Here is a 17,558-nt window from a genome sequence, read left to right as displayed (position 1 = left end):
CCCAGTCGCAGATCGCCGACCAGGTCGGCATCTCGCAGATGCACGTGTCCCGCCTGCTCACCAAGGCGCTCACCAAGCTGCGTACCCACCTGGCGACCGACACCATGTAGTCGCACCTCCCGCCACACGAAGAGAGCCGGCCCCCGGGGCCGGCTCTTTTTCGCGATCATGTAGCCGTGCCCGACCTCTCCGCCGCGCGCCGCACCCTGGCCCTGGCCTCCCTCGCGCTGGGCACCTTCGCCATCGGCATGACCGAGTTCGTGATCACCGGTCTGCTACCCGACATCGCCCGCGACCTGGCGGTGACCATCCCGCGGGCCGGCCTGCTGATCTCCGGGTACGCCCTCAGCGTGGTGATCGGCGGCCCGCTGGTGACGGCCGCGGTGGCCCGCCGCTCCCCCAAGCCGGTCCTGGTCGCGTTGCTGGCCTTCTTCGTGGCCGGCAACGCCCTGTCGGCCCTCTCCTCGGCCTATCAGCTGATGCTGACCGGTCGCGTGGTCGCGGCCCTCGGCCACGGCGCCTTCATCGGCTTCGCCACCATCGTGGCGGCGTCCCTGGTCCCGCCGGCCCGGCGTAACTCCGCGGTCGCCGCCATGCTGTCCGGCCTGACCGTGGCCAACGTCGCCGGCGTGCCCCTCGGCACCCTGCTGGGCCAGCATTTCGGCTGGCGAGCCACCTTCTGGACGATGGCCGCCCTGGGCCTGCTGGCCGCCGCGGCGACCCTCGCCGCCCTGCCCCCGTCGGCCGCCACGCCGCAGTCGACGCCGCCGCTGCGCGAGATGGTGGGCGCGTTCCGGTCCCGCCCGGTCTGGCTCGCCCTGATCGCCACCGCGTTGGCGTTCGGCGCGGTGTACGCACCGTTCACCTATGTGGCGCCGCTGATGACCGACGTGGCCGGCTTCGGGCGGGGCGCCCTGCCCTGGCTGCTCGCCCTCTTCGGCCTGGGCCTGGTGATCGGCAACGTGATCGGCGCCCGGGCCGCCGACCGGGCCCTCCACCGAACCCTGCTGCTCGCGTCGGCCGGCATGCTGCTCGTACTCATCGCCTTCGCCTTCACCTCCCGCGGCGCCGTCACCGCGGCGGTCACCCTGTTCGCCCTCGGGGTCGTCGCCTACGTCACGGTCCCCGGCCTGACCACCAACGTGATCCTGAGCGCGGGCGACGACGGCCGCAACCTGCTCGCCTCCTCGGCCGCCGTCTCGGCCTTCAACCTGGGCAACGCGGCCGGCGCCTACCTCGGCGGCGTCGCCATCACCGCGGGCTGGGGCTACGCCTCCACCCCGCTGGTCGGTGCGGCGATGGAGGCGGCGGCTCTGATCTTCCTGGCCTGGTCCGCCATCCACGCGAGGAGAGCTCTGAGTCCTACTGGCCTGGTCCGCCATCCACCCGAGGAGAGCTCTGAGTCCTAGCCGACATCGCTCGCGTCGGTCATAAGTAGAGCTTCGGGCGCAGCAGGCACCCGAGCTGCCCACTCACCCTCGCCGCCGCCACTTCACTGCCGAGCCGTGGTCTAACGAGGACGCAAGCGGCATGCCGTCACCACGAACAGTGGTAGAGCAAGACGGCATCGCAGACCCAAACACCGTCAGGACCCACCACCACGAACAGTGGTAGAGCAGCACGGCATCGCAACCCGAAATACCGTCAGGACCTACCACCGCAACGGACAGTGGTAGAGCAGGACGGCATCGCTTGCCCGGACACCGTCCGGGCCTACCACTGGTGTGGGGACGGCTGGTGTGGGGACGGCTGGGGTGAGGGCGGCAGCGGGGGCGCCTGGCGGCTTGATCGGCGCGAAGCGCCGGGACGTTGGGCACTTACGCAGAATGAAGGGTGCGCGGCTCTGTTCTGGCCGCCCCGCGGCCTTGGAGCCGCGCGCCCGGCCTCGGCGGGAGCTGCGGTCTGAACACACCACCCAGGTGCGACATCAAGCTCTTGATCTTGATCTAGGGCATTGCAAAATAGTCGCGCAAATGGCAGATCAGCCCATCACGGGTGCGGAAGATTTGGACGAGCGACATATTCCGCGGGCCGCTGGGAGTGTTGAGGGCCGCGTCGATCTCGGCGATGAAGACGTCGGGGTCGGTCGTCCGGTGGAGGACGAAACGCGTCTTGGCAAGGTCGGGGGTTCCGACGGGCTCCTGCTGGTAGGCGCCGATGCCGGCGCGGATGGCCTCGCGGCCGACCAGTTTGTGGGAGGTCAGGGGCACCTCGTAGACGCCGTCTTCGGTGAAGAGGGCCGCTACCGCGTCGGGATCGCGGGTCAGGGCGCCGGCGTGGATGTAGCGCTGGAAGATTTCTTCGCTGTGGATGCTCACTCTCCATGCTATCCCTGATGGATGGGTGATCGTCGGCCGGTTTTTGTGCTGCATGACCATCGGAAGCCGCGGCCGCATTTTGATCTGCGGCTCGAGGAGGACGGGGTGTTGAAGAGCTGGGCGGTGCCGCGGGGACTGCCGACCGACCCGGGGAAGAACCGGCTGGCCGTGGCGGTGCCCGATCACGCGCTGGAGCACGCGACCTACACCGACGCGGACAAGAGCATCGCCGACAGCGGGTGGTGGGAACCGGGTGACCGCAACGAGAAGCGGCTCGTCTTCACGTTGCACGGCAACGGCGGGCCCGCGCGGTACGCCCTGATCCACACCGACGGCGTGAACTGGCTGTTGCACCTGACCAAGGAGCAACCGTCGTGGGACCGCCGTCCGGGGGACGGGCCACCCCGGAACTGACGTTTGGAAGTTGCCGGGGCGGCTACCGTGTGGAGCGATGCCTCCTCACGACGAGTTGCCCGGGTTCCTGGCGGGTGTCGCGCCTCTCCTGGACAAGTACAGCTATTTCGCCGTCGCCGCCGTGATCGGCGTGGAGAGTTTCGGCGTGCCCGCACCCGGTCAGACGATCATGGTGGCCGCGGCGATCTACGCGGGGGCGGGCCGGCTGAACGTGTTCGTGGTCGGCATCATCGCGTTCGTGGCCGCGGTGCTCGGCGACAACATCGGCTACTGGATCGGGGTGCGCGGCGGGCGGCGGCTGGTGCACCGCTGGGGCAAGTACGTGTTCATCACGCCGGCCCGGCTGGAACGGGCCGAGAAGTTCTTCGTCCGGCGCGGCAACCGCATCGTGGTGGTGGCCCGGTTCATCGACGGGCTGCGTCAGCTCAACGGCGTGATCGCCGGCATCACCGCGATGCCGTGGCGCACCTTCCTGCTCTACAACGCGATCGGCGCGTTCCTGTGGGTCGGCTGGTGGGTCACCGTCTCGTACTTCCTCGGCACCCGCCTGGTCGAGATCATCGAGCACGCGCATCGCTACCGCTGGTTCGCGATCCCGCTGGTCATCCTGGCCATCGGCACCTACGCGTTCTTCCACATCCGGCATATCCGTCGCCGCCGCGCCCGGGAGGCCGCGGAGCAGATCGAGGCCGCACAGATCGAGGCCCCACAGATCGAGGCCGCGGACGACGAGGACGCCGGCGTCGAACCCACGGCTTCGGTCTCCGGGCCGCCGGCCTGACCCGTGACGGGACTCACCCGAAGTTGTTCACCTTGGGTATCTAAGGTGAACGCGATTCGTACAGGAGTTGTCGGGTAAGGCAATTGAAGGAAGGAGTGATGGACATGACCGCAACCGCCACCACGCCGCTGGACAAACGTCGCAGCAGGGCGGCGGCCGCCCATGACGCCGCTCAGCAGGCTCAGGCCGGCGTCGCGGAGCTGGATCAGCGGCTGAAGAACAACGACGAGCTGACCAAGCAGCAGCGGGTTTCGCTGCGCAACCTCGAGGCCGAGACGCTCCGCCTCAAGCGGCTGTTGAAGAACTCCGCCAAGGAGAAGAGCCAGCTGGCCAAGCAGCGGGCGAAGGCCGTGGGCCGGGCCAAGCGGGCGACCGTGAGGGCGTCGGCGGCCGAGGCCAAGTACGACAAGGCGGTGCTGGCCGACCTGGTCCGCCGCGAGAAGCAGCGCGACCGCGAGACCGCGGCCCCGGCCACCCCGCCGGTGCAGACCACCACCCCGGTCGACACGGCGGCCACGCCGGCCGCGTCCCCCGCGACACAGCAGGCCACCGCGTCCGCCGCGGAGAAGACCGCGGCAGCGAAGACCCCGGCGGAGAAGGCCCCGGCAGCAAGGGCCAATACGGCAAAGGCCACGGCCGCGAAGGCTACGGCGGCGAAGGCCACCCCGCCGGCCGGCAAGACCGCGAGCACCCCGGCCCGGCGGACCGCCTCGGCCGCCTCGGCCGACCCGGCTCCCGAGAAGCCGGCCGCCGGCACCACGACGGCTGTGCGCACGGCCGCCCGCAAGACGGCGGCCAACGCCGGGACGACGACGCGCACCCCGCGCAGCCGCGCCGGGACCACGACGCAGCGCTGATTCCGGGCAGCGCGACCCGCCCACGATCAACCCCGATCGCCGGGCGGGCCGTCGTGTCGCGTCCTCTGTGGACCGTCGACAGGCCGGGTGGCGTTGGTCATCATTGCCACGGAAGACCGGCCCGGCCAGCCAGACTGTGGTGACGTCTGACTGATGGAGGTGCTGGTGGCGGGCCTGGATGTGGCGGCGGTCCTGTTCGACATGGATGGCACGCTGGTCGATTCCGACGCGGCGGTGGAACGTGCCTGGCGTACCTGGGGCTCGGAATTCGGGGTCGACGGCGACGCGGCGATCACGCTGGCGCACGGCAGCCCCAGCGAACCCACGGTGCGCAAGCTGCTGTCCGAGGCGACCGAAGACCAGATCATGGCCGCGGTGGGACGGCAGATGGTCCTTCAGTACGACGACGTCGCCGACGTGGCGCCCACCCCGGGCGCGCTCGACCTGATCGCGGCGCTCGACCGCAACGGCGTGCCGTGGGCGGTGTTCACGTCGGCCGACCGGCGGCTGGCCACGGCCCGGCTGGGCGCCGCCGGCATCGTGGCGCCGCTGCTCGTCACCAACGACGACGTCCGGACCGGCAAGCCCGACCCCGAGGGCTGGCTGCGGGCGGCCGCGCTGGTCGGCGTACCCCCGGAGAAGTGTCTGGTCGTCGAGGACGCCGAAGTGGGTCTGCGGGCGGCACGCGCGGCCGGGGCCAAGACGGCGGCGTTGCGCGGTCTGCCGGGTGATCTGCCCATTTCGTCCTTGTCCGAGCTGATCGGGGCGCTCAGACTGCGGTGATGGAGCGATTCGCGTTCGCCGGGCGGACCTGTGTGATCACCGGGGCAGCGAGCGGGATCGGGGCCGCGCTGACCCTGAACGTCGCCGCCCGCCGGGCCCGGCTCGTGCTGATCGACCGGGACGCGGCCGGGCTGGGACGGGTGGCGGCGCTGGCCCGCGAGGTCGGCGCGGCGGCGGTCGACGAGCATGTGATCGACCTGGCCGACGGCGGCGACCGGCTCGACCTGGCGGCATCCGTCGCGAGCCGGCACGGCGGCGCCGACCTGCTGGTCAACAACGCCGGCGTGGGCCTGACCGGCACATTCGAACAGAACAGCATGGCCGACGTCGACTGGCTGCTGGAGATCAACCTGCACGCGCCGATCCGGCTGACCAAGGCGTTCCTGCCACAACTGCTGCGTCGGCCCGGCGCTCACGTGGTGGCCATCTCCAGCCTGTTCGGGCTGCTCGCGCCGGCCGGGCAGGTGGCCTACGCGACCAGCAAGTTCGGCCTGCGCGGGTTCACCGAGGCGCTGCGCCACGAGCTCCGGCCACGCGGCGCCGGGGTGACGGTCGTGCACCCGGGCGGCATTCGCACCAACATCGCGACCAGCGCCCGGATCAGCGGCGCCGACCCGGAGGGCGTTCAGGCGGCCATGGCTCGCGAGTTCACCGAGAAGGCGTTGCGCATGCCGCCCGAGGAGGCGGCCCGGCAGATCGTGGCCGCGGTTCAGGCCCGGCGTCCGCGCCTGGTCATCACCCGGGAGGCCCGGGCCATCGACGTGATGGTGCGGCTCATGCCCGCGCGGTACTGGAATCTCGCAGAACGATTCGCGGCTCGTCGAGGATCGGCGACGGGTCGATCGGCTGCGGCTCGGCCCGCAGACCGAGCATGACCAGCCAGGCGATCAGCTGACGGTGCACGGCGTCGGAGCCGTCCAGGTCGTCGGCCATCAGCGGCCAGTCGCGCGGGTGCACCAGCACCGCCTCGGTCTGCCAGCCGCCCAGCCCGCCGTGCGAGCCGACCAGCTCCTCGAACGCGGCCACCTCTTCGGTCAGCGGGTCGACGGCGCTGATCAGCACCAGGTCGCCGACGTGCGCGGCCGACTGGTGGCGCAGCAGGTCGGCGGCGGCCCGCGGCCCGTACGGGGTGAGCGGATCTTCGCCCCGGACCAGGCCGTCCCGCAACCGGTGGCTGCCGGCCGTGCCGAACGCGATCGGGCCCTCATCGCCGGCGTCGACCACCACCAGCCCGATGCCCGGATGCGCCGCCAGAGCCGGGACCATCCCGGGGTACGCGTGCTCGATCTGGGCCAGCGTCTGCCGGCCCTGGGTATCCGGCAGGTAGACCAGCGACAGATTGCCGGAGGAGACCACGGGCACACCGGGCCCGGCGGCCCGCTCGACCACCTCGACCAGCGTCTCGCCCCAGCGCTGACGGAACGTGGCGCCCTGGCTGTGGCCGTGGTCGGAGACGACGACCAGGTGGTAGTGCCGGGCCGCCTCGGGCGCGAGCCGCTCCAGGACGCCGAGCATCCGGTCGAGGCTCTCGAGCTGGCGCATCGACTCGGGGCGGGCCGGGCCGGCGTGGTGGGCCACCTCGTCGTAGTCGACCAGGTTGCAGTAGACCACCGGGGCGCCGCGGGCCATCTGCTCGGCGACCAGTGACACGTTCACGTCCCGCAGCAGCATCGACGCCGGGCGCAGAGCGAGGAAGTTGCCGGAGCGGCTGACCCGGGGCAACAGGTTGCGCCGCCGCTGGAGGCGGGCCTGGTGCAGCTCGACCATCACCTCGCCGACGCCGAGGACGAGCGCCCGGGTGAAGCCGTACGGCGAGGCCATGAACGCCGCCCAGCCCCGCGCGGTCCGGCCGGGCAGCCGGGCGTGGCTGATCGTCAGCAGGCTCAGGCCGGCGTCGCCGCTGAACGCGTTGCCGATGCTCACGCCGCCGTCGGCCAGCAGGCCCCTGCCGTCGCTGAGCCGCGGCTCGATCAGCGCGGCGTCCCGCGGCTTGTTGGTGACCATCAGCTTGCCGGTGTCCTTCTCGAACCACCGGAAGGCGGGGATCTGGGACGAGGCGCCGTGCAGGATGCCGGCCTGTGACGCGGGCGTGGTGGACGGGACGCCGGTGTGCCAGCGGACCATGGTGTGGCTGCCGGACCGCAGCCAGCTGCCGATCGTCGGCAGGTTGCCGGCCCGGACGGCCCAGCGCAGCACCGGCTCGGCCACCCCGTCGAGCTGGATGATCAGCAGTCCCGGCTCGGTGCCGGGCAGCGGGCGGCGGAACGAGAAGAACCGGCCCGTCTGCCGGCGGCGTACGCCCCGCATCAGCCGCCGCGCCTCCTTGACGAACGTGTCGTCGGAGCCGCTGTCGGCCATCCAGTCGAGGATGGCCGCGAACACCACGGCCAGGATCGCGGCCGCCACCACCGACGGCAGGCCGCTGACGCGGTTGTCGGGGTCGAGCTCGAACGCCACCACGATGATCACCACCTGGGCGACCACGCCGAACAGCATGGCGCCCCAGCCGCCGAGCACGGTGATGCCGACCAGCAGCAGCGGGCGCAGCACGGCGCCGACGATTGCGACCAGCACGACCAGGTTGAGCGTGTCGAGCACGTCGCCGCTGACGACGCCCGGCATCAGCCACAGGGTCAGGGTGAGCACCACGAACGTGACCAGGGCGCTGCGCAGCACCGCGCGCAGCCGGTTGAGGATGCGCCGCCGCCCGAACAGCGCTCGCAGCTCACCCTGCCAGGAGGTCGTGCGTACGGTCACGGGTCAAACAATCGCACAGGGCGAGTGACGCGGATGGGTGACGTACCCGAGGACACGTTGAAGGCCGGACAAACCGACCGGTACCTTCGCCCTGGTGCTTCGCCGCCTCGCATCACTCCTCGCCCTGCTGACCCTCGTCGGCTGCTCGTCGCCGACGCCGCCGCCGGTCGCGGAAAGGTCGATGCGCGTGGTCGGCTATTTCCCCAACTGGGGTACGTACGCCCGGGACTTCCAGGTCCGGGACGTGGCCGCCGATCAGCTCACCCATCTGGTGTACGCCTTCGGCGAGGTCACCGACGGCCGGTGCGTGGCCGGCGACGAGTGGGCCGACATCAAGAAGCCCATCCCGAACGGTCTGTCCGGCCCCGGCTCGCTGGGCGGCAACATCGGCCAGCTGGCCAAGCTGAAGGCCGCCCACCCCCGGCTGAAGGTGCTGTGGTCGTTCGGGGGCTGGTCCTCGTCGGCCGGCTTCACCGAGGCGGCCCGCGACCCCGCCCGGTTCGCGGACAGCTGCGCCGCGCTGCTGAACGACCAGCGCTGGGCCGGTGTCTTCGACGGCATCGACATCGACTGGGAGTACCCGAACGCGTGCGGCGAGACCTGCGACACCAGCGGCCCCGACGCCCTGGCCGCGTTGCTGACCGCGTTACGCCCGAAGTTTCCGCTGGTCAGCGCCGCGGTCTCCGGCGACCCCGGCAAGCTCCGCAGGTCGGACTACGCGGCCGCGGCCCGGCAGGCCGACTGGCTCAGCGCGATGACGTACGACTTCTTCGGCACCGGCGGGACGGCCGGCCCCACCGCGGCCCATTCGGCGCTCACCGCGTACCCCGGCATCCCGAACCCGGCCGCGACCGCCGACACCACCGTGCGCACCCTCCGCGACCTGGGTGTTCCCGCCGAGAAGATCCTGCTCGGCGTCGGCTTCTACGGCCGCGGCTGGACCGGCGTGCGCTCCCCCGCACCCGGCACACCGGGCACCGGCCCCGCCCCCGGCACCCACCAGAAGGGCCTGGAGGACTACCGCGTCCTGAGCCGCCGCTGCCCACCGACCGCGACCGTCGGCGGCACGTCCTACGCCTCATGCGGCACGCAGTGGTGGAGCTACGACACCCCCGAGACGATCAGGACCAAGATGGCGTACGCCCGCAGCAACGCCCTCGGCGGCGCCTTCGCCTGGGAACTCTCCGGCGACACCCGGTCGGCGACCCTGCTCCGGGCGATGAACGCCGCGCTCAGACCACCCACGTCCGAGTGACCACCGCCGGCGTCGCCTGGTAACCGGCGTCGCAGCGGTCTTCTTGCGTACCCACTCGAATCGATCAACGGCGCACCCGATAGCGCAGGTGAAGCACCCGGTTGCCCTGAACAACTACGTCTGGGCCTTCCAGCAGGTGCTGCGCGTCGACGGAGCCGAAGTAACGCTTACCGGACCCGAGTACGACGGGTGCGACGTCCATGCGTACCTCGTCGACCCAACCTGCGGCGAGCGCCTGACCGCCGACGTCGCCGGCGGCGAACTCGACAGTGCGGTCACCCGCAAGCTCCCGCGCCTTGGCCACGGCCGCCTCGATGCCGTCAACGAAGTGGAACGGCGCCTGGAGGTCCCAGCCCTCGGGCGCACCACGGTGACTCACCACGACCACATGGTCGATCCCACTCGGAGGCGTCCCATCCCAGCCGTCGGTGATGTCGAAGGCGTGACGGCCGGCAATGGTCACCCCGACCTCGTCCCAGTACGGCCGGACGTAGTCGAACGAAGCCTGCGACACCTTCAGAACGCCACTGTCGTCCAACGGCACGTCACCGCTGACCAGCCACTCGAAGATCGGACCGGGATCGTCGTTCTCAGCCGCGATGAAACCATCCACCGAAACCGACGCGTTCATGACCACTTTTCCCATGGACTCCTCCTCTGTTCGAAGTCCCAAGTCTTGTGCGGCGTGAGCTGTCGCTCTTGTACGAAATCAATCGGCCGGGAGCGGCCAGCCGTCCAGGACGTGGTCGGGATGATCGCGCAGGAATCGCCGCCGGACTTCGGCGTACCGGGTCGGCGTCAGCCCGGTGAACTCCCGGAACTCGCGCACGAAGTGGGCCTGGTCGAAGTAGCCCGCGCCGGCGGCAACGTCTCCCCAGTCGATCGGTGCAGCGACGTCGAGTGCCAACACGGTGGAGCTGAAGCGGTAGCTGCGAGCCAGCCGTTTTGGCGTGACACCGACTACGGCCTTGAACCGCTTCGCCACATACGTGCTGCTGGCGCGGGCCGCCACACCGATGTCGCTGATCGGCACTGTCCCGCCGGTTGCCGCGACGGCGCTGCTCAGGTGGCGCACCAGGTCAAGACCGTCGATCACCCGCAGCCGTCGCACCAGTTCCTCCTCGAGCAACATCAGCATTTCGTGCGGTCCGTCGGCCAAGGTCAGTCGGTGTCGCAATTCAGCGGCAGCGGGCCGGCCCCAGATCTGTTCCACCGTCGCAGGTCGGTCACACAACTCGGCCGCGGGCATCGGAAGGAACGGTGCCAGGCCCCACGGCCTGAAGTGGACGCCCACGGACCGGGTCGGGGTTGGGTAGCTGAACTCCCACGCACGCGTGGGCGTGGTGACCGCGCAGCCGTCGGCGTACTCCACGGCGTCTACGTCGGTGCCCGCGCGGATGAGAAATGGCGCCCCGAGGTTGACGATGAGCAATGGCGCGGGCGCCGCCGGCAGCATCAACCGGGAGTACGGCGGGGTGCCCTCCAGGTAATAGAGGTCATCGATCAGCCCGTCCAGCGGCGGACCGGGCACCCTGGACACATACTCCACGCCGACATCATTGCCGACGGCCCATCCGGGCCTCGAGCCGGCCGAGAAGCTGCGCCGGGTGCTGACCGCGCTGATCGACCTGGGCCGCCGGCAGCCCCACCTCTTCCGGCTGATGTTCACCCCACCGGCCAGAACTAGGCCGTGTTTCAAAACCCGGCCTAGCCGATCTGCACCCAGACGTCGTCGACGGCGCCCTGGAACTGGTCGTTGTCGCGGTACGCGCCCTTGCCGCCGATGCTCAGCGGCGCCCGGTTGATCACCGACAGCGTGGCCGGCACGGCGGCGCTGCCGCGCACCTGGCCGTCGACCAGCACGCTGAGGTTCCGGCCGATGCGGCGGCACTGGATCGCGTGCCAGCCGCCGTCGGTCACCGAGACCGAGCTGTACGCCAGCCGGATGCCGCGCTTGGCCACGTCGACCAGCACGCAGCTGGGCCGGCCCATCCGCCCGTCGATCTGCAGTTTGTACTGGCTGCCCTGCTTCGAGTAGCCCTTCTGCACCACGTTCTGGCCCTTGGTGGTCTCGGCCCCGGACAGCCGGACGGTGGCCCCGAACAGGATCGGCCGGCGCCCGGGGTTGAGGTCGGCGGCGTGCGGGGTCTGCAGCACCACGTGCGGGCACCTGGCGCCGTTGCACTTCGGCGGGAACTGGAGGCCGAGGCCGCTGCCGTGCGCGACGGTGCCCAGCCGGCCGCCGCGCCGGGAGATCACGTGCATGGTGTGCCCGTGGCCGGAGCCGTCCGACATGTCGGCGGGCCGCCCGTCGAAGGTGTACCGCGCGACGATCCGCGACGACGTCGAGGCCGACGCGGGCAGGACGCCGGGCAGCAGACTCGCGACGAGGGTGGCGGCGAACAGGCTTCGCTTCATGCCCGAATTATTACTTGTGGCAGGTTTTGATCGGAAAGAGGCCGCCCCGCCGTTCGTCCGATCCTGATGGCCGATCAGCCGACGTGCGCCGGAGCCACCTCCGGCGCCGGCAGATCGTCCTTCTGGACCTTGATGAACACCGCCGCGACCACGATCAGCACGGACGCCCACCGGAACGCCGCCGCATAGCCGTCCACCTGCGCCTGCAACTGGGCCCGCACCGGCCCGGCCGGGGTGGCCGGACCATGAGCGGCCAGGTACGCGGTGATCGCGCTGGTCGCGATCGTGTTCAGCAACGCGGTGCCGAGCGAGCCGCCGACCTGCTGGGTGGCATTGAGCGTAGCGCTCGTGTGGTCAAGGTGACTCGGTCTCCGGCGAGGCGCTGTCCAGCGGCACGGCGCTGCCCGGCACCAGCCCGAGCTGCACACCCTGCCGCGGCAGCACGGCGTCGAGCAGCCAGTCGGCGGCCACCCGCACCCGGTTGCCCGGCATCGACAGCAGGTGGTAGCCGCGGGTCACCGCCTTGGCCGGGAACCCCGACAGCGGCACGCCGAGCGGGTTGGCCGCCGCGTCGAAACCACCGAGATCCACCACGAAACCAAGATCATGATGGCGGTACGGCCGGCGCTTGCCCCGCCCGTACGACGCGGCGATGTTCTTCGCCACCGTGGTGCCCTGACGTGTCGCGTGCTGAGCGGTCATGCCGGTGATCTCGCCCGGCCGGGTCAGGTCGGGCACGGCGGCCGCGTCACCGCAGGCGAACACCTCGGGGTGTTGCGGGACGTTGAGGAACTCGTCGACCACCAGCCGGCCCTGCTTGGTGGCCAGGCCCAGGCTGTTGATCAGCGGGTCGGGCCGCACGCCGACACACCAGATGAGCGAGCGGGTGGGCACGAAGTCGCCGTCACTGAGGTGTACGCCGTTCGCGGTCGCCTCGCGCACACTCGTACCCAATCGAACCTCGACCCCGCGCTCGCGGAGCACCCGGTCGGACGCCGCGCCCAGCCGCTGGTCGAGCGACGGCAGAACCTTGTCCGCGGTGTCGAGGAGCAGCCACTCCGGGTGCAGATCGGGCCGGTGGCTGGTCAGCGCGTCGGTGTAGAGCACACCCTGAGCGGCCACCTCGGTGCCCGTGTAACCGGCCCCGACCACCACGAACGTGGTGCGCGCCCGCCGCTCCGCCGGGTCGGACGAGGTGCCCGCCATCTCGATCTGCCGGGTGATGTGGTCGCGCAGGAACAGCGCCTCGGGGATGCCGCGGTAGCCATGGGCATACTCGGTCACGCCCGGCACCGGGAGCAGCTTGTTCACGCTGCCGGCGGCGATCACCAGCCGGTGGTAGCCGACCGTGCCCTTGCCGCCGTCCGGGTCGACGTAGCCGACCGTACGCGCCTCGAGGTCGAACGAATCGACCTCGCCCAGGATCACCTCGACGCCGGGCAGGGCCCCGATCAGCGAGACGGTGACCCGGCGCGGCTCCAGGATCCCGGCCGACACCTCGGGCAGCAGCGGCAGGTAGAGGAAGTAGTCGGTCGGGTTGATCACCACGATGTCGGCGCTGCCGCCGGACAGTCTGGCCAGCTTGCGCGCCGCCGTGAACCCGGCGAAGCCGGCCCCGACAACAACGATCCGTGGGCGTGCCATGGCAGGTCCTTCCGTCCGGCGGGCTCCGGCCTCCGTGCCCGTCCGGCGCTGGCGAAGGCCTCCGTGCCCGTCCCACGCTAGCGAAAACGACGAGCCGTCGCGCGCCTGTGGATAACCAGCCGATTCGTGACATCGCCGCGCTACATTTCCGCCCACCCATCGGGGGTGGGGGCGGGGGCGGAGACGCGCGCGCGAGAAAATTTGAAGATTTTTCCGATCGGCGGCAACCCGCCAGCCGCGGATCGCATGTACCCGGATGTAAGCATGCGTCATCACCATTCGGGGGATCTGAAATGTCCGCACGTCACGGTCTGCTGCTGCCCGTCGCCGCCATCCTCTTCGGGCTCACCGCCTGCGGTTCGACGCCGGCTCCCGCTCCGATCCCGGCCGCCGCGCCCTCAGCTGCTCCCACCTCGGCCGCGCCCGCCCCCACGGCTGAAGCGACTTCCACGGCTGCGGCGACTCCCACGTCGACCCGCCCCGCCACCAAACAGCCGGTGACGACGGCCGCGGCCGGGAAGTGCCCCTCGGCCAAGGCCCTCGAGAAGCTGACCGACCTGCCCAAGGACTGGCATTTCGTGCCGTCGAGCGTGGAGTGCTGGAAGGGGTGGGCGACCGCCTCCCCGGAGGGCCCGGCCACCGGCGACGGCGTCTACCTGTTCCGGAACCAGGCCGGTTCGGGGTGGCGCTACCACAGCCAGGGCAGCGGATACCACTGCAAGGAGCTCGGCATCAACGAGGCCGCGCCGTTCTGCCAATACCCCTGAGATGGTTCAGACCGCTTACGGTGTACGGCATCGTCGTACGGGGGAGCAGGAGCCGAGCGTGACCCGATCCATCGACGACCTGTTCAGCGAGTTCGTCCGGACCCGGTCGCCGGCCTTGCTGCGGACGGCGTTCCTGCTGACCGGTGACCGGCACCTGGCCGAGGACCTGGTGCAGGACGCGCTGGCCCGCACCCATCGGGGCCGGCATCGGCTGGACGACCCCGGGCATTTCGAGGCGTACACCCGGACGGCCATGTACCACCAGCACGTGAGCTGGTGGCGACGGCGCAAGGTGGCCGAGTCCCTGCCGGGCGACCTGGCCGACGTGGCTCAGCCGGGCAGCGACCACGCCCGCCGGACCGACCTCAAGCTCGCCCTGCATCAGGTCCTCGACCAGCTCACCCGGCGGCAGCGGGCCGTGCTGGTGCTGCGGTTCTTCGAGGATCGCAGCGAAGCCGAGGCCGCGGACCTGCTGCACTGCTCGGTCGGCACGATCAAGAGCCAGACCAGCAAGGCGCTGGCCCGCATCCGCGAGATGGCGCCCGACCTGCTCTCGGCCGTGTTGGAGGAAGCCTGATGACCGACAACCTCGGGCCGCTGCGTCAGGCCATGTCCGATCTGGCCGAGCACGGCGGCAGCACCGACCTGTACGAGCGGTCGCTGCACAAGTCTCGGCAGGTGCAACGACGCGTCCGGGTCGCCGCGGCCGCCGCGGCCGCGGTGGCGGTGTTCGCCATCGGTGGTGCGGTCGCCCTGGTCAACGCCGACCGGCCGGGTCCGCCGGCCCCGGTGGCGACCGGGAAGCCGTCACCCAGCGTCGCACCGACCTCGGCGGCGCCCAGCGTCACCCCGACTCCCCCGGCGCCGAACAAAACCACGACCAGTAACCGGCCTCAGTATCCGGACTGCCCCTCCGCGAAGACCCTGGAGAAGCTGGCCGACCTGCCGGCGGACTGGCGTTTCCGTCCCTCACAGGTGGAGTGCTGGCGAACCTGGGCCACGGCGGTCCCGGAGGGTCCGGACGTCGGCGACGGTGTCTTCCTGTTCAAGTACAAGGCCGGCACGGGATGGCGACTCCACAGTGAGGGCAGCGGATTTCACTGCGCCGACCTGGGGATCACCAGCGGCAACCCGCCGTTCTGTGGCAAGGACTAACGACGCCGGGCGGCGGCTCGGGCGGCGGCCGGGTCGCCGGCCGCCAAGGCGCCCTGGGCCGCGGCCCGGCACTCGTCCAGGGTGTGCGCGGCCAGCGCCGCGCCGACCGCCGGGATCGACGCCGGGGCCATCGACAGGCTGGTCACGCCCAGGCCGGCCAGCACGACGGCGAAGTCGGGGTCGGCCGCCGCCTCGCCGCAGACGCCGACCGGGCGGCCCATCACCTGACCGGCCGCGGCGCACAACGCCACCAGCGACAGCAGCGCCGGTTGCCACGGGTCGAGCAGGTCGGCCAGTTCGCCGCTGCGCCGGTCGGCGGCGAACGTGTACTGGCTGAGGTCGTTGGTGCCGACGCTGAGGAAGTCGACGGCCTGGAGGAACTCGCGGGCCCGCACGGCGGCGGCCGGCACCTCGACCATCGCGCCCACCTTGGGCAGGCCGGCGTCCCGGCACAGCGCCGCGAACTGGGCGGCCTCGCCGACGGTGGTGACCATCGGGGCCATCACGGCCACCCGGGCCGAGGACTTCCGGGCCGCCGAGGCGATCGCGGTCAGCTGGGTACGCAGGATGTCGTCGCGCCGGCGGGCCACCCGCAGCCCACGGATGCCCAGCGCGGGGTTGGGCTCGCGGTCGTCGCTCAGGAACGGCAGTGGCTTGTCCGAGCCGGCGTCCAGGGTGCGGACCACCACCGGCCGGCCGGCCATCGCCTCGAAGACCGCCGCGTACGCCGCCTCCTGCTCGGCCACCCCGGGCGCGTCGAGGTGGTGCTGGAAGAGCATTTCGGTCCGGAACAGGCCGACCCCTTCCACCGACACCCCGGCGAGCTCGGCGGCGCTGCCGATGTTGGCCAGCAGCGGTACGGGATGACCGTCCCGGGTCACGCCACGCACGTCGGACGGCAGGGTGCGGGACTGGTCGTCGACCTGGGCCACCGCCCGTCCGGGGGTGGCGGTGACCTGCCCGGTGGCGCCGTCGACCATGGTCACCGGGCCGCCGACGCCGACCGTGACCCGGCCGGTGGTGCCGTCCACCGTGACCGTGGTGCCGTCGGTGATGTCCAGGGCGCCGGCGCAGGCGACCACGGTCGGGACGCCGCGGGCGCGGGCCAGGATCGCGGTGTGGCTGACGTAGCTGCCGGCCGAGGTGAGCACGGCGAGCACCTGGGCCGGGTCGAGCAGCGCCGCGTCGGCCGGGGCGAGGTCGACCGCCACCAGCACGAACGGGCGGCCGGGGTGGGGCAGCGACGGCATCGGCAGGCCGAGGCAGCCGGCCACCACCCGGTCGCGGAGGTCGTCCAGGTCGACGGCCCGGGCGGCGAGCAGGCCGCCCGCGGCGAGCAGGGCGGACCGGTGTTCGCCGAGCACGGCGGCCACGGCGTGCGGGGCCTCGTGCCCGGCGCGGACGGCCATCGCGATGCCGTCGCGGAGCGTCCGGTCGGCGGCCAGTGCGGCCTGCACCCGGAGGATCTCGCTGGTGGTGGGGTCGTCGGCGGCGTCGGCCCGGGCGCCGATCTCACGGCTGACCGCCTCGATGGCGGCGAAGGCCCGGTCGACCTCGGCGTCGGGGTCGGTGACCGGCCGAGGCGCGGGCAGGCGGGGCGGGTCGGCCAGCCGGTACGCGGGACCGGTGGCGGAGCCGGGACTGGCACCAAGGCCACGGAGCAGAAGAGCCGTCATGATGCCCCGATCGCTTGTGCCACGAGTTCCAACGAGGATGATGACGCCGATTCGAGGAGCAGCTCCGTGCCCTGGGGTGCGGCCAGCGTCAGCAGGGACAGGACCGAGTCGGCCGGGACCGGGGCGCCGCCGTCACGGCGTACCCACACCGGGGTCGGACAGGAAGCGGCGACTGCCGCGACGCGCGCCGCTTCCCGCGCGTGCAACCCGGTCGCGCTGCCGACCGTGACCGCCACGATCATGTGACCGCCTCGGCCGGGTCGAGCATGGCCCGGATGGCGGCGGGGTCGGTGGACGAGCGCAGCGCGGCGGCCCGGCGCGGGTCGAGCAGAATGCCGGCGAGGGTGGAGAGGACCGCGAGGTGGCCGTCGCCGCGCACCGCGATCGCCACGCACACGATGACCCGGCCACCGTCCCAGGGCACGCCGGCCGGGAAGCGCAGCACCGCCAGGGAGTCGCGGCGGACCAGCGCCCGCGAGCCGTCCACGCCGTGCGGGATGGCCACACCCTCGCCCAGCCAGGTGGACATCAGCCGTTCGCGTTCGAGCATCGCCGGCCGGTAGCCGCGCTCGACCGCGCCGATCTCCTCGAGCACGTCCGCGCACCGGTGCACGGCCACCAGCCGGTCGACGGCCGACTCCGTGGTGCGGATCGCCCGAGGGTCGAGCACCGCGCCGATCCCCGCGGTCATCCCGCCATCCTCACCAGCGCACGCCCCAGCACGCCGTCATTG

The 17,558-nt window shown here is 71.7% G+C and carries 21 protein-coding genes; 11 read left to right on the top strand and 10 right to left on the bottom strand.

The window, feature by feature from the left end; translation table 11 throughout:
- A partial coding sequence (locus tag AB0M54_RS44005; RefSeq protein WP_364478540.1) for a sigma factor-like helix-turn-helix DNA-binding protein occupies positions 1–110 on the top strand: 110 nt, incomplete at its 5' end.
- A gap of 66 nt (positions 111–176) precedes the next feature.
- On the top strand, positions 177–1,409 hold the full coding sequence (locus AB0M54_RS44000) for an MFS transporter (RefSeq protein WP_364478537.1): 1,233 nt from the start codon (positions 177–179) through the stop codon (positions 1,407–1,409).
- Between the two features lie 537 nt (positions 1,410–1,946).
- On the opposite strand, the gene AB0M54_RS43995 is transcribed toward AB0M54_RS44000, so the two are convergent.
- Positions 1,947–2,318 (bottom strand): nuclear transport factor 2 family protein, encoded by a 372-nt coding sequence (locus AB0M54_RS43995; protein ID WP_364333486.1) that lies wholly within the window; start codon positions 2,316–2,318, stop codon positions 1,947–1,949.
- A gap of 21 nt (positions 2,319–2,339) precedes the next feature.
- Here AB0M54_RS43995 and AB0M54_RS43990 point away from each other — a divergent pair, with 21 nt between their 5' ends.
- From AB0M54_RS43990 to AB0M54_RS43970, 5 genes are all read left to right on the top strand, one after another.
- On the top strand, positions 2,340–2,732 hold the full coding sequence (locus AB0M54_RS43990) for a DNA polymerase ligase N-terminal domain-containing protein (RefSeq protein WP_364333483.1): 393 nt from the start codon (positions 2,340–2,342) through the stop codon (positions 2,730–2,732).
- Positions 2,733–2,769: 37 nt separating this feature from the next.
- Positions 2,770–3,513: a DedA family protein gene (locus AB0M54_RS43985; RefSeq protein WP_364478534.1), complete on the top strand. Its 744-nt coding sequence runs from the start codon at positions 2,770–2,772 to the stop codon at positions 3,511–3,513.
- 104 nt (positions 3,514–3,617) lie between these two features.
- Positions 3,618–4,370, top strand: a complete 753-nt coding sequence (locus AB0M54_RS43980) for a hypothetical protein (RefSeq protein WP_364478532.1) — start codon at positions 3,618–3,620, stop codon at positions 4,368–4,370.
- A gap of 153 nt (positions 4,371–4,523) precedes the next feature.
- Positions 4,524–5,153, top strand: coding sequence for an HAD-IA family hydrolase (locus AB0M54_RS43975; RefSeq protein ID WP_364333476.1), 630 nt, complete (start codon positions 4,524–4,526; stop codon positions 5,151–5,153).
- A complete protein-coding gene (locus AB0M54_RS43970; RefSeq protein ID WP_364333474.1) occupies positions 5,153–6,028 on the top strand; it encodes an SDR family NAD(P)-dependent oxidoreductase in 876 nt (291 codons plus the stop codon). The genes AB0M54_RS43975 and AB0M54_RS43970 overlap by 1 nt, the downstream gene beginning before the upstream one ends.
- On the opposite strand, the gene AB0M54_RS43965 is transcribed toward AB0M54_RS43970, so the two are convergent.
- Positions 5,928–7,910: an alkaline phosphatase family protein gene (locus AB0M54_RS43965; protein WP_364333472.1), complete on the bottom strand. Its 1,983-nt coding sequence runs from the start codon at positions 7,908–7,910 to the stop codon at positions 5,928–5,930. The two genes, AB0M54_RS43970 and AB0M54_RS43965, sit on opposite strands and share 101 nt — an antisense overlap.
- 94 nt (positions 7,911–8,004) lie before the next feature.
- Between AB0M54_RS43965 and AB0M54_RS43960 the strand changes: the two genes are divergently transcribed.
- On the top strand, positions 8,005–9,165 hold the full coding sequence (locus tag AB0M54_RS43960) for a glycoside hydrolase family 18 protein (RefSeq protein ID WP_364333470.1): 1,161 nt from the start codon (positions 8,005–8,007) through the stop codon (positions 9,163–9,165).
- A gap of 64 nt (positions 9,166–9,229) precedes the next feature.
- Here AB0M54_RS43960 and AB0M54_RS43955 read toward each other — a convergent pair whose 3' ends face one another.
- From AB0M54_RS43955 to AB0M54_RS43935, 5 genes are all read right to left on the bottom strand, one after another.
- Positions 9,230–9,811 carry a dihydrofolate reductase family protein gene (locus tag AB0M54_RS43955; protein ID WP_354787329.1) on the bottom strand — a complete coding sequence of 194 codons (582 nt, stop codon included), beginning with the start codon at positions 9,809–9,811 and terminating at the stop codon, positions 9,230–9,232.
- 63 nt (positions 9,812–9,874) lie between these two features.
- Positions 9,875–10,714, bottom strand: coding sequence for a helix-turn-helix domain-containing protein (locus AB0M54_RS43950; protein ID WP_364333468.1), 840 nt, complete (start codon positions 10,712–10,714; stop codon positions 9,875–9,877).
- 158 nt (positions 10,715–10,872) lie between these two features.
- Positions 10,873–11,583, bottom strand: a complete 711-nt coding sequence (locus tag AB0M54_RS43945; RefSeq protein WP_364333465.1) for a LamG-like jellyroll fold domain-containing protein — start codon at positions 11,581–11,583, stop codon at positions 10,873–10,875.
- Between the two features lie 74 nt (positions 11,584–11,657).
- Entirely contained in the window at positions 11,658–11,879 is a 222-nt protein-coding gene (locus AB0M54_RS43940) for a hypothetical protein (protein WP_364478529.1), read from the bottom strand.
- 58 nt (positions 11,880–11,937) lie between these two features.
- On the bottom strand, positions 11,938–13,227 hold the full coding sequence (locus AB0M54_RS43935; protein ID WP_364478526.1) for an NAD(P)/FAD-dependent oxidoreductase: 1,290 nt from the start codon (positions 13,225–13,227) through the stop codon (positions 11,938–11,940).
- A 293-nt stretch (positions 13,228–13,520) separates the two neighbouring features.
- On the opposite strand from AB0M54_RS43935, the gene AB0M54_RS43930 reads away from it, so the two are divergent.
- Genes AB0M54_RS43930 through AB0M54_RS43920 form a run of 3 tightly spaced genes read left to right on the top strand, consistent with a single transcriptional unit; the run spans position 13,521 to position 15,149 of the window.
- On the top strand, positions 13,521–13,994 hold the full coding sequence (locus AB0M54_RS43930; protein ID WP_364478523.1) for a hypothetical protein: 474 nt from the start codon (positions 13,521–13,523) through the stop codon (positions 13,992–13,994).
- A gap of 58 nt (positions 13,995–14,052) precedes the next feature.
- A complete protein-coding gene (locus tag AB0M54_RS43925) occupies positions 14,053–14,571 on the top strand; it encodes a SigE family RNA polymerase sigma factor (RefSeq protein WP_364333453.1) in 519 nt (172 codons plus the stop codon).
- Positions 14,571–15,149 (top strand): hypothetical protein, encoded by a 579-nt coding sequence (locus AB0M54_RS43920; RefSeq protein WP_364478520.1) that lies wholly within the window; start codon positions 14,571–14,573, stop codon positions 15,147–15,149. The genes AB0M54_RS43925 and AB0M54_RS43920 overlap by 1 nt, the downstream gene beginning before the upstream one ends.
- Here the strand turns inward: AB0M54_RS43920 and AB0M54_RS43915 are convergent.
- From AB0M54_RS43915 to AB0M54_RS43905, 3 genes are read right to left on the bottom strand one after another with little or no spacing between them, the layout of a single operon-like run.
- Complete coding sequence (locus AB0M54_RS43915; RefSeq protein ID WP_364333447.1) at positions 15,146–16,825, bottom strand: putative PEP-binding protein; 1,680 nt, start codon at positions 16,823–16,825, stop codon at positions 15,146–15,148. The two genes, AB0M54_RS43920 and AB0M54_RS43915, sit on opposite strands and share 4 nt — an antisense overlap.
- Positions 16,822–17,067: an HPr family phosphocarrier protein gene (locus tag AB0M54_RS43910; protein ID WP_364333444.1), complete on the bottom strand. Its 246-nt coding sequence runs from the start codon at positions 17,065–17,067 to the stop codon at positions 16,822–16,824. The genes AB0M54_RS43915 and AB0M54_RS43910 overlap by 4 nt, the downstream gene beginning before the upstream one ends.
- Positions 17,064–17,516, bottom strand: coding sequence for a PTS sugar transporter subunit IIA (locus AB0M54_RS43905; RefSeq protein ID WP_364333441.1), 453 nt, complete (start codon positions 17,514–17,516; stop codon positions 17,064–17,066). Before AB0M54_RS43905 ends, AB0M54_RS43910 begins: the two co-directional genes overlap by 4 nt.
- Positions 17,517–17,558: the final 42 nt, after the last annotated feature.

Source organism: Actinoplanes sp. NPDC051470, assembly GCF_040682035.1.
Taxonomy (GTDB): Bacteria; Actinomycetota; Actinomycetes; order Mycobacteriales; family Micromonosporaceae; genus Actinoplanes.
Note: the sequence above shows the minus strand (reverse complement) of the source record. Positions and strands in the feature narration are given on the sequence as shown.